The 15455-nt window shown below is 52.1% G+C and carries 12 protein-coding genes; 1 reads left to right on the top strand and 11 read right to left on the bottom strand.

Going from position 1 to position 15455, the window contains the following annotated elements:
- Positions 1-17: 17 nt before the first annotated feature.
- The 4 genes from HMPREF1548_RS26005 to HMPREF1548_RS25990 form a co-directional block, all read right to left on the bottom strand.
- The gene (locus HMPREF1548_RS26005; RefSeq protein WP_035324025.1) at positions 18-1343 is read right to left on the bottom strand and encodes a sodium-dependent transporter; all 1326 of its coding nucleotides are present in this window, start codon (positions 1341-1343) and stop codon (positions 18-20) included.
- 203 nt (positions 1344-1546) lie between these two features.
- Positions 1547-4987, bottom strand: a complete 3441-nt coding sequence (locus HMPREF1548_RS26000) for an ATP-binding protein (protein WP_021639777.1) — start codon at positions 4985-4987, stop codon at positions 1547-1549.
- Between the two features lie 16 nt (positions 4988-5003).
- Entirely contained in the window at positions 5004-5570 is a 567-nt protein-coding gene (locus HMPREF1548_RS25995) for a TetR/AcrR family transcriptional regulator (RefSeq protein WP_021639776.1), read from the bottom strand.
- Between the two features lie 36 nt (positions 5571-5606).
- Positions 5607-6023 carry an RrF2 family transcriptional regulator gene (locus tag HMPREF1548_RS25990; protein WP_021639775.1) on the bottom strand — a complete coding sequence of 139 codons (417 nt, stop codon included), beginning with the start codon at positions 6021-6023 and terminating at the stop codon, positions 5607-5609.
- Between the two features lie 231 nt (positions 6024-6254).
- Here HMPREF1548_RS25990 and HMPREF1548_RS25985 point away from each other — a divergent pair, with 231 nt between their 5' ends.
- Positions 6255-6554: a DUF3892 domain-containing protein gene (locus HMPREF1548_RS25985; RefSeq protein ID WP_025491336.1), complete on the top strand. Its 300-nt coding sequence runs from the start codon at positions 6255-6257 to the stop codon at positions 6552-6554.
- A 75-nt stretch (positions 6555-6629) separates the two neighbouring features.
- On the opposite strand, the gene HMPREF1548_RS25980 is transcribed toward HMPREF1548_RS25985, so the two are convergent.
- The 7 genes from HMPREF1548_RS25980 to HMPREF1548_RS25950 all read right to left on the bottom strand — a co-directional run bounded on the left by HMPREF1548_RS25980 (position 6630) and on the right by HMPREF1548_RS25950 (position 15419).
- Positions 6630-9815: an EAL domain-containing protein gene (locus HMPREF1548_RS25980; RefSeq protein WP_021639772.1), complete on the bottom strand. Its 3186-nt coding sequence runs from the start codon at positions 9813-9815 to the stop codon at positions 6630-6632.
- 293 nt (positions 9816-10108) lie between these two features.
- The gene (locus HMPREF1548_RS25975) at positions 10109-10564 is read right to left on the bottom strand and encodes an 8-oxo-dGTP diphosphatase (RefSeq protein WP_021639771.1); all 456 of its coding nucleotides are present in this window, start codon (positions 10562-10564) and stop codon (positions 10109-10111) included.
- A 64-nt stretch (positions 10565-10628) separates the two neighbouring features.
- Entirely contained in the window at positions 10629-11465 is an 837-nt protein-coding gene (larE, locus tag HMPREF1548_RS25970; protein WP_035324023.1) for an ATP-dependent sacrificial sulfur transferase LarE, read from the bottom strand.
- 89 nt (positions 11466-11554) lie between these two features.
- A complete protein-coding gene (larC, locus tag HMPREF1548_RS25965; protein ID WP_021639769.1) occupies positions 11555-12964 on the bottom strand; it encodes a nickel pincer cofactor biosynthesis protein LarC in 1410 nt (469 codons plus the stop codon).
- A 56-nt stretch (positions 12965-13020) separates the two neighbouring features.
- Complete coding sequence (gene larB / locus HMPREF1548_RS25960) at positions 13021-13779, bottom strand: nickel pincer cofactor biosynthesis protein LarB (RefSeq protein ID WP_025491332.1); 759 nt, start codon at positions 13777-13779, stop codon at positions 13021-13023.
- Positions 13748-14422 carry an ABC transporter ATP-binding protein gene (locus HMPREF1548_RS25955; RefSeq protein ID WP_021639767.1) on the bottom strand — a complete coding sequence of 225 codons (675 nt, stop codon included), beginning with the start codon at positions 14420-14422 and terminating at the stop codon, positions 13748-13750. Before HMPREF1548_RS25955 ends, larB begins: the two co-directional genes overlap by 32 nt.
- Positions 14409-15419 carry an ABC transporter ATP-binding protein gene (locus HMPREF1548_RS25950; protein WP_021639766.1) on the bottom strand — a complete coding sequence of 337 codons (1011 nt, stop codon included), beginning with the start codon at positions 15417-15419 and terminating at the stop codon, positions 14409-14411. The genes HMPREF1548_RS25955 and HMPREF1548_RS25950 overlap by 14 nt, the downstream gene beginning before the upstream one ends.
- Positions 15420-15455 lie beyond the last annotated feature (36 nt).

Here is a 15455-nt window from a genome sequence, read left to right as displayed (position 1 = left end):
TTATTTTTTAACAAAAATCATCCAATTCCCTTATATACAAATCCAAGAATCAATACCAGTACTGTCAGCGGCACATAAATATACTTTGCCGTAAAACCAAAAGCGTCTGATAATTTTCCCTTATGTCCCTTTTCCAGTTCCTCCCGGATTTTCGGATAACCCAGCACATAATAAACCGACACGGCCCCCAGGACGGCGCCCAGAGGCACGATGGCGATGGATACCGTATCCAGCCATTTTCCTGTCCTGCTTTCCTCCTCCAGAAATACTCCCACCAGAAAGGTAATGCCGCCACACAGCAGCGTGGACAGGAACCTGGAAATCCGGAACTGTGTCTGCCAGCTTTCTATAACCGCCTCAAACATATTGATAAGGGAGGTGATTCCCGCAAAGCTGACGGAAAGGAAGAAAAAGGCCGCAAACAGCCTTCCCATGGGCATCTGCCGGAAAACGCCCGGAAGCGTGATGAAAATCAGGGACGGGCCGCTGCCCGCATCGATGCCGAAGGCAAACACCGCCGGCATTATAGCCAGCCCCGAAAGCAGCGCCGCCATCGTATCAAACAATGCCGTCCGAACCGAAGCCCCCGGGATATCCACTTTATCATCCAGATAAGCCCCGTATACAATCATGCCGGAGCCTGTAATTGAAAGTGAGAAAAAGGCCTGTCCCATGGCCATAACCCAGGTATCCACCTTCAGAAGCGCCTCCCATCTGGGCACAAACAGGAACTCATAGCCTTTGGCCGCCCCCGGCAGGAAGGCCACCCTCACCGCCAGTATCACAAATAATACAAAAAACAGGGGCATCATAACCTTGCTCACTTTTTCAATCCCTTTGGTCACTCCCGTCAGAAGAATCACGGAAACCACCGCCACAATGATGAAATGCCAAGGAACGCTTCCGAAGGCCCCCGTGGCCTGTGCAAAATACTCCGCAGCATCCGTTTCAAACAGGCTTCCCGTTACCGCCCCCGCAAGGGAACGCAGCACCCAGCCCAGTACAATGGAATAGCCGATGGCAATTCCAAGAGAGCCAAGCAGCGGGAACCAGCCCAGCACCTTCCCTGTCTTTTCCCTGTCCCTGGCCGCAAAACAATAGCCATAGGCCCCTATGGTCCCGGTCCGCGCTTTTCTGCCCACTGCAAACTCTGCCGACAGCCCGACCCAGCCGAACAACAGGATAAACAGCAGATAGGGAATCAGGAAGGCTGCCCCTCCGTACTGTCCCAGGCGGTAGGGAAACATCCAGATATTTCCCAGCCCTACTGCCGATCCCACACAGGCAATCACAAAGCCTAACGTTGATGTAAAATTCCCGTTTTTATGTTGTCCGTTACTCATAAATCCTCCGTATTTGAATAGTTGTAACTGTTCAGTACCCCTCACAGTTACTGCTAAAATCCATCCTAAATCGCCTTTGGCGATGGATTTTAGCACTCCTGAATCACTTTCTTACGGTCAGCGCAAAGCGCTGGCCTGCGCAGCTAAATGCGCTGACCTGCTGAACAGTTACGAATAGTTACAATATTTTTTCTGCAAGCTGCTTATTTTATGCATTTTTCCAGCAGCTTCCTCGTTTTCTCCACCTCGATGGGCTTCACAAGATGGCCGTTCATGCCGCTTTCCATGGACTTTTTCATATCCTCGCTGAAGGCATTGGCGCTCATGGCGATAATAGGGATGCTCACGCTGTCTTCCTTTTCCGACATGCGGATAAACCTTGTTGCCTGCAGGCCGTCCATGACCGGCATTTTGATGTCCATCAGAATACCGTCATAATAATGTGGAGGAGCGTCCAGGAATTTTTCCACCGCCTCTTTTCCATTCACAGCTTCCTCGGTCATAAATCCCCATCCTTCCAGAAGGGTTACTGCAATCTCCCGGTTAATATCATTGTCCTCCACAACCAGAATGCGTTTTCCGGAAAAATCCGCAGCGGCGCCGGACTTTTCCATCCCTGCATCCCCTCCGCGTTCTCCGGCAAAGGGCATGGAAAGCGTAAAATAGAAGCAGGAGCCTTTACCCGGCTCGCTTTCCACCTCCAGCTTGCCGCCCATCATCTGTACCAGACGGCTGGATATGGAAAGGCCCAGGCCCGTCCCTCCGTATTGTGAGGCCGTGCTGGCCTCTGCCTGTTCAAAAGCATTAAAAATGGATTTCTGCCGCTCCTTCTGGATGCCGATCCCATCGTCCGTCACACTGAAACGGAGCCGCAGCAGCTCTTCATCAGCATCTGTCTGCTCAACCCGCAGCGTCACATGGCCTCCCGGAGGCGTAAACTTCACCGCATTTCCCAGAATATTAATCAATATCTGGTTCAGGCGCAGATCGTCTGCCATAATCGGCCGTTTTTCCTCACAGCTTACTTCCGTACTGAAAATAATGCCTTTTGCTTCCGCCTGAGGCTCAATAAGAATTTTCAGGCTGTTTATGATTTCATGCAAATCGTTCCTCTGGATATTCAGCTCCACCTTGCCGCTTTCAATGCGGGACATATCAAGAATATCGTTGATAAGCTGCAGCAGATAGGTATTGGCCGTTTCTATTTTATGAAGGCATTCCGCCATCTTTTCCTTATCCTCCAGAACCGTCTTCGCAATCGCAGTCATCCCCATAATGGCATTCATGGGCGTACGGATCTCATGGGACATACGGGAAAGGAAATCCGTCTTAGCCTGGCTGACGGCATCCGCCCTCGCTTTCATGGTAAAGGAGCTGATAATCCGGGCCAGTTCCTTGATAAGCCGCTTCTCCTCATCCGTCCATTCATAGCCCTCTTCCTTCTTTTCCCAGCAGAAAGCGCCTGCATACGTCCCCTCATTCCAGAACGCGGCGTGCAGCACGCTGGGCATCATATGCTGATGGAAAATAAGCTTTTCCGTACTGGTTCCGTCTGCCGAGTAAACACTGAGGATATGCTCCAGATCCTCCCGGCTTAAGTAAAACGGCTCCGTCTCATGATACCCCACAGCCTTGTCCGCCCACTGGTAAATGCAGGAGACATTCCGGTATTCATGGTTGACCTCACTGATGCATACCCTGTCCAGCTTCATCCGTTTTCCAATCCGGACAAGCAGCAGGTTCATGGCGTCGGAGATGTTCCTGGCTTTTCCGAGAAGCTCCAGCGCAAAGGTGGTCAGTTCTTCATCAGCGCTCAGATTGCTGCTGCCGACACTGTTGATCAGCAGTTCGTCCGGGTACAGGCTGGTCAGCCAGCTGCCCAGCTCATTAGAAGTATCCAGATAACAGGCCGCCCGGCCCTTGCCGTTTTTCTTCAAATATTGAAGCGTGCTCTCCGCACAGCGGTAAAGCCCGCTGTAATCCTCTACAACAGAGGTGACGCACATGCCGATGCTGGCGGAAATGCCCGATTCCCCTTCCATATCGGGAAAAAGGCCGCGTATCCTTTCGGCAATTGCCTTTCCCTGCACCACTGCTTCCGCCTTGGTACAGTTTTCCACAAAAACCATGAACTCATCGCCGCCCAGCCGGATGAAGATATCCTCATCCTTCGTTTCCCGCCGCAATACATCCGCCGTTTCCTGAAGCAGCACATCCGCAAAAACGCTGCCGGAAACGTCGTTGATTTTCTGAAAATTATCCATATCCAGAAGCATCAGGCCACAGACCTGATCCGCCCTCTTATGCTCCAGCCGTTCCTTTACAAGCGCAATGCCTGCTTCCCTGGTATAAAGCCCGGTCAGGGGATCCTGCGTCCTGGCTTTTCTCAGGGCGATTTCCATCTCCTTTTCCTTGGTAATATCCTCTGTGATGCCCACCACGTAGCCAGGTTTCCCCGTACTGTCATACCGGAGGACGGAAAGCGTAATGCGCCGCCAGTTCTTCCGGTCCTGATCCATAAATTCGCCTGTGGCGGTCCGTTCCCCCCTGTCAATGGCCCGGAACATCTGAAGAAACGCATCATGATATTCCGGCGCCGCATATTCCCTGGCAAAGGTTTCCGCCATATTGATGCAAACCGGCGTTTCCCGGCCATAGAATTCTCTGGTGCGCTCAGGCAGCGTCCCTATACCGCTGACAGGATCATAATAAAACTCATATATGGATGTATGCTCCAGGGAAAGGCGGAGGAACTCATTCCCGGCCTCCAGCTGCTTCTCCAGCAGCCGGTTCTTCTGCTCGATTTCCTTACGTCTGTTAATATCCAGAAATACGCTCTGCACCACCAGCTCATCGTCCAGATCCCGGATAAGCTCAGCGCTTCCGATAACCCAGCATTTTCTTCCGTCCCTGCACTTTACGCGGTATTCATAAAAGAACTTATCCCCGGCTTCCTTCAGTTCGTCAATTCCCTTAATGATCCGCTCCCTGTCTTCCTCACAAACGGTGGACGTAAGATCCCATTCCTGCTTCTCCCAGAATTCCTGTTCCTCATATCCCAGAATCCGTATGGCTTCTTTGTTGGCATTTTTAAACCGCGCCAGCCCGTTATCCATCATGGAATACTGGATAATGCCGCAGAGCACCGACTGAAAAAGATTGTTATACCGCTGCTTTTGCCTTTCTGTTTCCTTCAGCTGCTGTCCCTGCACAAGGTTTGTCCTTCTCAGCCGCACCAGTTCCGTGATATCCTGATGATACCCTCTGATACGGTAAATCTGCCCTTCCCTTTCATAGACCTTGCCGCTGCATCTGACAAAAATTTTTCCCATCTGCGGATGGTTCCAGTAGTACTCCACCTCCGCCAGTTCTCCCGTTTTCAGCATTCTGTCCGTGTAATCCTGGACCGCTTTCTCGTAGCCAGGCTCAATCCGCTCCTGGAAAAAGGCAAACTGCTCCTTTGGAGTAAGCTCCATATGCTCCGTTCCCAGCAGGACGTGCATCTGCTCATCCGGATACATCCGGAACTCTCCCGTCTCATTATCCACTTCCACGATCCACATGCCAATCCGGCCGGTCTGCAGTACTTCCTTCAGCCAGTCGGCCTTATAGAGCTGATTTTCCAACCCGTCCCTGTTATCCATTGCCCCTCACCTTTTCCTACCGTATCTGTCCTGCAACAAACTTTCTGATCCTCTCCGCTTTCTGGAGGCCGCTGATATCTTCACGGAATAATATCCCCAGCTGCCCGTAGACGCAAAAGGAAGCTACCGTTTCCGGATCCTCCACCGCAGTGAGACGCCCCAGCTTCATCTCCTCCGTGATCGCATCCGTCACATGAGGCACCAGCCGCTCCGCCACCTTCAGTGAAAGCTTCTGATAGACGCCTTTTTTGTCCGGGCTGTTAAAAATTTTATAATAATAGCTGTCGTCATCCTCAATATGGATGAAAGACTGCGTACTCATAATCTTTTCCCGCAGCGTTGTCCGACCGTCCCTGATCGCTTCCCCCATCTGCTCAGCCAGCCGTCCGGCATAATTTTCCAACGCCCCGTCAAAAAGTGCCTCCTTTGATTTGAAATACCTGTAAATCAGCCCCTGCGCCACCCCCAGCTTCAACGCAATGTCACTGATGGACGTCTTTTCATACCCCTTCTCATAAAAAACCCGCATTGCCGCGTCCAGTATCTCCTGCCTTCTTTCCTCCGATGCCTTTGAAACGCGCATTTTCCCTTCCCTCCTTACAAGGTAAAGCCAGGCTCGTCACCCGGCTCCGAAAATTTTTCCGTTTATGTCTTCAATTGTCAGTTTTTCCAGCCTTTCATAGCAGCGGCGATCCAGCTGATCATAAATTCCGTCAAGAAGGCCGGCCATCCCCGAAGCCACAAGGCAGTCCATATCCTGGTTCCCGCTCTTCCAGGAGGAAGATACAAACCTGGCCTCCACCGCCTGCGCAATCATGCTAAGCGTCACCTTATCCGCAGGCCCGTTGAATAAATAGCCTCCATCCAGCCCTTCCCTGGTGGTTACCAGCCCCGCTCTTTTCAGCTTCGCCATAACCTTGCGCACACGGGCCGGATTGGTACATATATTTTCCGCCAGCACCTCGCTGGAAACCATTTCCCCCTTATGGTTTAAAAAGGTAAGCGCATGAACCGCCATGCCAAACTCACTTGTCATATCTGCTCCCTCACATTTTTTAATATCTGGGATAACTGTTTTGTACCTTTACAGTTATTACCTGAAAACAATATCATATCACATTCCGCCGGTTATCTGAATAACTTTTTTTGCACTGCGGATACTAATTGTCACAGTTCATCCGGGACTGTATTGTAACTGCCGGCAACTGAGAAAAAACACCGCGGCCCCTATATGGCAGGCCGCCTTGGAAAGAAAGGACATTTGACCATGGATAATAACGAGATACCGGATTCTGCACTGGCAAAAAATGCGCTGGACAGCATTCCGCAGACCAAAAGTGATGCAAAGGATATCGTGGGTCTTGTAAAGGAAAGCGGCCGTATCACCGGCTATCAGCTCTCCGACGGCTCCACGGTTTCCAAGGAAGAAGGCGTTGCCCTGGCAAAGGACGGAGAAATCAGGGGAGTCGGCATCGCCCACCGAAAGGATACCGAATATCTGAAATCCATCCCTGACGAAACAGAAAACAACAACTTAAGCTCCCTTCCCTCCGTTACCCCGGAATAAAATACTTCCTGGCAGGACAACGCTTCACTGATTAAGGCGCGCGGGCTTTATGCCCGCCGCCGGGTTCCCGGCGTTTTACCTATCCGTCCTTGTTCCATACGGCCTGGAAAAGCAATAACAGTTTTTCCCTTTCCTTTTTGCCTCATACATGGCGCGATCCGCCGCATTAAACAGATCCACAAACTGACTTCCGTCCTCCGGGCACCTGGAAATCCCTATGCTCACGGATAATGGCGGTATCCCCTGCTCCATGCCCAGCTTCAGGTGCTGCATCAAAAGCTCTGCCTTCTTTCCTGCCAGTTCCCGGCTGTTCGTGGAATTAAGAAATACCATCCACTCATCCCCGCCGATGCGGCCGATCACATCATCGGCCCTGAACACCTTCTGCAGGCAGCTTCCCACAAAGCAGAGGGCTTCATCGCCTCCGGCATGCCCATAAGAATCATTCACCAGCTTGAAGTTATCCAAATCAATCATGAACAGCAGTCCGATGCATTCCTCCTGAAGCCGCCTGCGGATTTCAACCTCTGTGGCCAGCTTGTTGCGCAGACCGGTCAGGCCGTCTGTCTCCGACATTTCCAGAAGATACTCCTCATGCCTTTTTTGTTCCTCAATGTCCGTAATCTTACCAACTACGGAAGAAACGGTTCCCTTTTTGTAATCATAGCGGTACTGGATCAGCGTCCAGAAATAATTATCCCTGTCAGGATACATCAGCCTGACGCGGACTTCCTTTTTATCCTTCTTCAGCCGGCCGGAAAACAGCTGGCTGACTTCCTCAATATCACCGCCGTAAATATATCTGTTCCCCATATTTTTCAGGAAATCCTTCTGCACCAGGCCATGAATTCTGAAAAGCCTGTCCGCATTGGGAGTAAACCGGATAATATCACGTCGGATATCATAATCAAACAGCACCGTATCGGAAAACTGCTCCAGCAGCAAATACCGCCGTTCCTCCACACCGATATGCTTTGCCATTTTCAGGAAAAGCGAAAAGAGGAAAACGCAGAAGACGGCTACTGCCACCAGAAGAGCCACAGTTCCGCACATGGTACGGTAAACAATCCTTTCCATATGGCTGTTGGCCATATCCGCCTGGAAGCACACCACATAATGCCAGTCGTTAATTCCCAGATCCACTACAGAAAAGTAAATCGGCACGCCTTCTCTTTCTCCCACACGGATGCTGGCGTTTTCCCCATTCTCCAGGTACTTCAGCATATCCCTGCAGATATCGCCGTCAATTCCTTCCTCGGCCATCCTGTCCGCCAGGCTGCCTTCCCATTCCCCGTCGCCTTTTTTCACCGGGATGATATTGCCCTGCCCATCGGTGATCAGACAGCGGAACACCTTTCCCTGTACCGCAGGGTAAAAAGATGTGGCCACAAGCATATCCGCATTGATAATGCCCCGAAGCGTCCCTGCAAACTTTCCGTTTTGATAAACCGGGACGCCGATAGTAATACAGTACAGGCCGCCAAGCCTGTCAGAATATGTAATATCGGAAATGACAGTCTCACCTTCCTTCAGACGTTCCACTATCCGGGCGTCCTCCTCCCGCGCTTTCCCGGTCCTGATACTCTCTTCCAGCTTTTTCTCACTCGTATAGATATACCACTCATCCTCCCTGGCCTCGCTTAAAGCGGTCAGATATCCTTCCACAGCATACGTATCTTCCTGCTGTCCTACAAGAACCGCCAATGCATCCAGCATATTTTTCATCCTGTCCATTTCAGCCAGTATTTCTTCACGCTGGCCCGAGGTATAGGTATTCAGGTTCTCCGTCATGATCTGCGTAAATTCCGAACGCGCCGAATTATAAAAATAAGAAACGGCCAGAGCTACGGAAATACTCAGGAAAATCACCGCTGCCAGGCCTGCCGCCAGATACCATCTTCTGTCAAATTTATATTCCCCGTTCTTTGCGTTTTTCTTTTCCACAGTCTTTTTTTTCACAGGTTCGGCCTGCTGCACATTCCTTTCGGAAGGCACCTGGTAAAACCCGCCGGAGCTTTCATACCGGGCATAAAAATCCTCCGGCGGTATGGGCCTGGAAAAATAATACCCCTGTCCCGTCGGGCAGCCCAGCCGCTTCAGATAAAGGCACTGCTCTTCCGTTTCCACACCCTCACACAGGACCTGCACATGAAGACGCTGCGCAATATTTATCATATTCGGTACAATCGCTTCATTCCTGTATACCAGTTCCTTTTTTGTGGAAAGGAACTTCTTGTCCAGCTTCAGGACATCAAAATTCAGCTCCTGCCATATATTGATTCCCGAATAGCCGGAGCCGAAATCATCTATGGACACCCGGTAGCCGTACGCCCTCAGCCGGTCAATCAGCTGCTTGGCTCCGGAAAATTCATCCAGCAGAATGGTTTCCGTCAATTCAAACTCCAGAAGATCGGACGGGATTTCATAAGCCTGCGCGACAGAATGGATGATATCGGCGGTTTCCGGATTATGGATATGCAGGCGCGACAGGTTTACCGAAGTCTGCACCACCGGCAGCCCTTTTTCCCTTCTATCTGCCAGGAAGGCGCACACCTTCCTGTAAATCAGCATATCCAGCTCCACAATGCTCCCATTGGCTTCCATGACAGAAAGAAAAGCATCCGGATAAATAATGCTTCCATCACGGCCGACCCTTCTCGCCAGCGCCTCCGCCCCTATCGTCCTGCCTGTTTCCAAATCCACCTTGGGCTGGAGATAAAAAAGGAACCTTTCCTCCCGGAGGGAGTCATTGACAGCCCGCTCCAGCTCATACTGATCAGTCATCTGCTTCTGCATGGCGTCACTGTAGGGGAATGCCCTTAAGGAGCCGCGCCTCTTCGCCTCCTTACGCGCCAGATTGGCGCCGTCCACCGCATATTTTAAGTTTCCGCCGGTTACTTTGCAGATACCGCAGGAAAGCTTTAATGTACATAAAGGGTAATTCGTTCCCTGTTCCTCAAGGAACAGACGGGAACGCTGCTGATAAGATATGATGATTTTTTCCACATCCACGTCTTTTTCTGTCTGTATCAGGCAGAGGAACTGATCAGAAAAAATATTTACACAGGTCCTGACCTGGGGATCCCTTTTCAAAGCCTCCTCCATTGCCCGAAGAAGGCTGTCCCCGGCTTCCATTCCATAGAAATGATTCACCATCTGAAAATCCGTAAAATCCAGATACAAAAGATAATACGCAAAATCATCTGATAAATTCTGGAGAATTTGATTTGATTCCTGCAGAAAACTTTCATATGGATACATGTACTTTCCCTCCGTTTTATTGTTCTGAATAGCAGGCAGAACTTTTTTCTAAACCGGATTCATTCTACCAGTTACACAATCCATTACAATTATAGCACTCTGCGACAATTTTTTAAATCATTTTACGGTCAATTCTGGTCTTAAACCGGTATTTTTACCAACTCACTGCTAAATTACCCGTCATATGCTGTTTAATATGGCTTTCCATGCCATGCTTCCAGGGCAAAAGAGGGGCATATCAACCAATCACAGCAGAACGTACGCCCGCAGGGCGCGCAAAAACAAAAGCAGGCTCATTTCAGAACCTGCTTCCACTCCCCTTCATCTTCATATAAATAATGCTCATTTACCTCGTCCTTCAGGAACAGCTGGAACATCAGCTCCATTCCGGAGGCAAGCGGCTGAGCCATCAGCTCCGACCGTTTTACCCAGTATACCTCCCCTTCCTCCGAGGAACGAAGCTCGCCCTCAAAATGGCCGGTTTTATAACAGAGGACCACATAGCGGACATCTTCCTCTTCCTGCCACTGCTTCACTCCGCAAAGGACGGGGTTTTTGATCTTAAGGCCGGTTTCCTCATAAACTTCCCGGATTACGGAATCCGTGAAGGATTCCTTTTTCTCCACATGGCCGCCGGGAAAGGTTATGCCGCCCCATTCTTTATCCTTTCTGTTCTGTACCAGAACGTTTCCGTTGCCATCATACACCATGCACATATTGGTAAAAATCGCTTTTTCACTTCTGTCCATTTTATCATCCTGCTTTTTTACTTAATCAGCCGTAACAGTTCATCCGGGGACCGGGCTGTTACAATCAGTATTCAGCCGTTTCCGCATTAAGGCCCGTATCCATGCTGCCCGAACGGAATCCCTTCAAGTCAAGTGTAACATACAGAAAGCCCAGCGCTTCCAGTCTGGAAACCAGATCTTTTCTGTGTGCCAGTACCGCCGGCATATCCTTTTCGTCCACTTCGATTCTGGCAACCTCCCCATGCACACGGATGCGCACGTTATAAAGTCCCAGGCTGCGCAGATAAGCTTCCCCCTGATCCACCTGTTTCATTTTATCCATATTCAGCCTGGTCCCATAGGGGAAACGGGTAGCCAGGCAGGGGGCCGAGGGCCGGTTGGAAACGGAAATCCCATATTCCCCGGCAAACTTACGCACCTCCTCCTTGGTGATGCCAAGAAGGGCCAGCGGGCTGGTAATGCCCAACTCCCGGATCGCCCGGATGCCAGGACGGTACACCGTCAGGTCGTCTGCATTGGTTCCCTCCACAATCACCGGGACGCCAAGCTCCTGCGCCTTCTTCTTCATTTTCTGAAAAAGAAGTTTTTTGCAGCGGTAGCAGCGGTCAACCGGATTGTCTTCAATTCCGGCCTCCGCCAGCTCGTCTACGGACAGAATCACATGGACGGCCCCCATTTCCTTTGCCACACGTCCTGCCACCTCAATATCCTCCGTCGGGTGAAGGGCGGTCTGTATGGTAACCGCATATACTTTTTTCCCGGTCCGGCCTGCGCTGTCACAGGCGGCCTTCAGCAGGAGGCTGCTGTCCACGCCTCCTGAAAACGCCACCATGATATCCTCTCCGGCAAGCTTATCCATCATTTCCGCCAGTTTCTGTCTCTTTTCCTCTGTCCCTTCCATGAATACTCCTTTTAAAAGACTTCCTTTTTGCCGTGCGGCAAATACGCCGGCATGTCTGCGCATCCCCTGTACGGAGCGTGTCCGGACATTTATTCCGCAGGCTGCACGTCCTGTTTTTCCGGACAGGCCGCCTTTATCATTTCATAAACCTCCATAAAGGGGCGTTTATGTTCCCTGCTCAGCCTGGCGGCATCCGCATATTCCGGATAGTATCTGTTTTCCCCCTCCAGCCTGCATACCTTTACGGATGCCTGGCCCAGAGGCGTGCCGACCTGTATTACCTCTCTTGGCAGCACAGTCCTTTCCATACATAGCCTGCGGATGCCGATGGTAGTGGTTTCCGCAAAAATAACCCGTTCCAGCCTGTCCGCATCCTCTTCGGAACAGATAACATTCAGCTGGTAGGCAGGGCGGTTCTTCTTCATGAACACGGGAATGTAATGCACATCCCTCGCTCCTTCTTCAAACAGCCTGTCCATGACATATCCCAGCATCTCGCCGGTGCAGTCATCGATATTTGTTTCCAGCTTGCAGATGGTGTCCTTTCTGCTCTCCTCACCGCGGATCAGCATCGCCCGCAGTATGCTTGGGCGTTCGTAGCTGCGTTTGCCCGCTCCCATTCCTGTTTTCACTATGGTAAAGGCTTCCGGAAGCTTATCATCCGTCTTCACCGCAGCCACAATGGCTGCTCCGGTGGGTGTGACCAGCTCTCCCTGAATTTCCGTCAGCTTCAGCTTCAGCCCGTTGGCCCCGGCAATGTTTGCAACCGCGGGTACCGGTACGGGAATTATGCCGTGCTGGCATCTGACAAAGCCGCTGCCTTCGCAGAGCACGGGCACCACAGCCCTGGTGATATTCAGATTATCCAGGCACACCGCCGCCGCCACGATATCGACGATGGAGTCCACCGCGCCCACCTCATGAAAATGAACCTCCTCCATCGGGACGCCATGGGCGGCTGATTCCGCTTCCGCCAGTATCCGGAAAATGCGGCAGGCAGTTTCCTTTGCCCGGTCTGAAATTTCAGCATGATCTATGATATGAAGGATTTCCTTCAGGCCGCGGTGCTCATGGTGGTGATGGTGATGTCCGTGATGTTCTCCGTGGCTGTGCACTTCTTCGGTGATGCTGTGTTGTTCCCCATGAGAGTGCGCTTCCGGGATGTGGCTGTGCCCTTCATGATCGTGTTCGCCGTGGCTGTGCCCTCCATGATCGTGTTCGTCATGGCTGTGCCCTTCATGGACATGCTCCCCGTTGCCGTAAAGATACTCCATATCATGGTCATGGTTCTCATGCGCCTCATCCAGCACCACATTAAAATCACATACATCCAGCCCTGATTTCACAACCCTTTTGATTTCAACGGAAAAGCCGCTAAGCGGCAGGCTGGAAAGCGCCCTGCGCAGCACCTCCTCGTCAGCCCCCAAATCCAGCAGGGCCGCCACCGTCATATCACCACTGATGCCGGAAAGGCATTCCAAATATAAAATTTCGTCCATTTATGCTCCTGTCCGCCTGCACCCGCAGGCTCCGTTTTTCTGTCCTCTGCCGTATATTATACACCATCACCCTGCCGTACCGCCAGCCTGTTGATCTGCGTCGCCATATAACCTGCGCCGTAGCCGTTGTCGATGTTGAGCACCGCAATCCCGTTGGCACAGGAATTGATCATGGTCAGAAGCGCGGACAGCCCGTGCATATTAGCGCCATAGCCTACCGAGGTGGGCACGGCCAGCACCGGATTGCTCACCAGCCCGCCGATGACGCTGGCCAGCGCCCCTTCCATCCCCGCCACCGCAACCACGCAGTTGGCGCTCTGTATCACATCCAGCCGGGACATCAGCCTGTGAATACCACTCACTCCCACATCATAAATACGGTCCACATTTGAGCCGAAATATTCCGCCGTCTGCGCCGCTTCCTCCGCCACGGGAATATCCGCCGTACCTGCCGTGCACACGGCAATCCTGCCAATCCTCTTCTTCCCTTCTTTTTCAATCTTGAGGATGCGGGAAATCTCATCATACTGTACCTGGGGAAATTCCTTCTTAATCAGTTCGTACTGAGAAAGCGACGCCCTCGTTCCCAGCACCTCCCCTTCTTCCTCATACAAATGTCTGAAAATCTCCTTCAGATGGGCATCCGCCTTGCCGCTGCAGAAAATAACCTCCGCGAAACCGGAACGCAGCTTTCTGTGGGAATCCAGCTTGGCATATCCCATATCCTCAAAAGGCTGACGCTTCAGATAAGCCTCCGCTTCCTCCAGTGACATTTCCCCGTTTTTAAACTGCATTAAAATTTCCTGTGTATCCATTCGTCTTCTCCTGTCTGCCTGTTTTCAACAACTCCGTTCCCTGCAGCCCTTTCAGCTCCACCTGCCTGGTGCATACGTAATCCAGAAGCTCCCGGCTGTGGCTGACCACCAGCATGCCAATCTGCCGCCGCGCCGTCTCCTCCATGAGGAAATTCCATATCTGCCCCTGGGTAATCAGATCCAGCATGCTGCTGATTTCGTCCGCAATCAGATACCTGGTACGCCTTCCCAGCGCCCTGGCAATGCAGAAACGCTGCAGCTCCCCGCCGGACAGTTCCTGGGGAAAGCGACCCTTCCAGTCCTCTTCAATCCCCAGCCCTTCTTCCAGCCTGCGGTCAATGCCGTCGCCCTCCGCCAGCGTTTTGCGCAGGGTGAGGCGGGGGTTCACCGCCCTTTCCGGGTGCTGCCAGACCATCTGCACCGGACAGTAACCTTTTGCAGGAAGCGGTTTCCCATCCACAAGTACACGGCCTGCATCCGGCTGCAGATATCCTGCCAGTATTTTCATCAGCGTCGTTTTTCCATAACCGCTGGGCGCAAGCACGCCCACCCGCTCCCCGGGGCCCACGCTGAGGCTGACGCCCTTGAGCACCGGCGGTTCTCCCTTTTGATAGGAGAAAAAAATATTTTCAGCTTCCAGCATGTCCGTTGGCCTCCTTTACCGCCGATTCCAATCCCTTTCCATGGTGGTGATGGGAATCATCCTCCCTGCATTTGATACAGCGCACCGTACCGCAGCGCACCACCCGTTCCGGAATCTCCCCCAGACATTCCGGAGAGAAATCCGGACACCTCGGCCCGAATACACAGCCTTCCGGCAGATCCTTGACATAAGGCTGTACACCGTCAATGGGAGTAAAGCCGTTCCGGGGCATAGCCCTCCATAAAGCCCTGGTATAAGGGTGGCGCAGAAGCTCCTGGGAGGCAAAATCTCCCACCAACGCTTCCTCCACCGTTGTCCCCGCATAAAAAACGGCGATTCTGTCCGCCACCTCCAGCGCCAGTTCGATATCATGGGTAATCAGCAGCACGCCGTTTCCCGCATCCGCAAACCGCCGGAAATCCTCCATCGCTTTTTTTGCCAGCGCCAGTTCCATGCCCGGGGTCGGCTCGTCCGCTATGATCAGCCTTGGATTTTCCATCAGGGCCGTTGCCAGGAGAATCCGCCGGCTCATTCCGCCGGAACAGGCAAAAGGGTATTTTTCCGCCGTATCCTCCGGCAGGCCATACTGGGAAAAAAGCGCCTGCTGCCGCTTTCCGGCTTCCCGATCCTTCCTTCCTCCACGCACCTGCTTTCCCACCTTCATCAAAGGATCCAGATAAGTGACACTCTGGGGCACCAGCGCAATCTCTTTTCCCCTGATATGCGCAAGCCTCTTTGGCGTCAGCGGCTCCTGAAGGAAATAAATATCCCCGCCGCACCGTGCATTGGAGGGAAGCAGCCCCATGACCGCGTGGGCAAGAAGGCTTTTCCCTGAGCCGCTGGAGCCTACCACCGCTACGATTTCCCCTTCATGCACCGCCACGTTCAGCCTGGATATGACCGGAAGATCCACCTGTCTCGTCCCCTTGTCATACTGCCGGAAGGAAACGGACAGATCCCTGATTTCCAATATATGAAATTTCTCCGAACAGATCATGTTCCGCCTCGCTTATTTCTGAAAATGTATTTTCTT

The sequence above is a fragment of the Clostridium sp. KLE 1755 genome, assembly GCF_000466465.2.
Taxonomy (GTDB): domain Bacteria; phylum Bacillota; class Clostridia; order Lachnospirales; family Lachnospiraceae; genus Eisenbergiella; species Eisenbergiella porci.
Note: the sequence above shows the minus strand (reverse complement) of the source record. Positions and strands in the feature narration are given on the sequence as shown.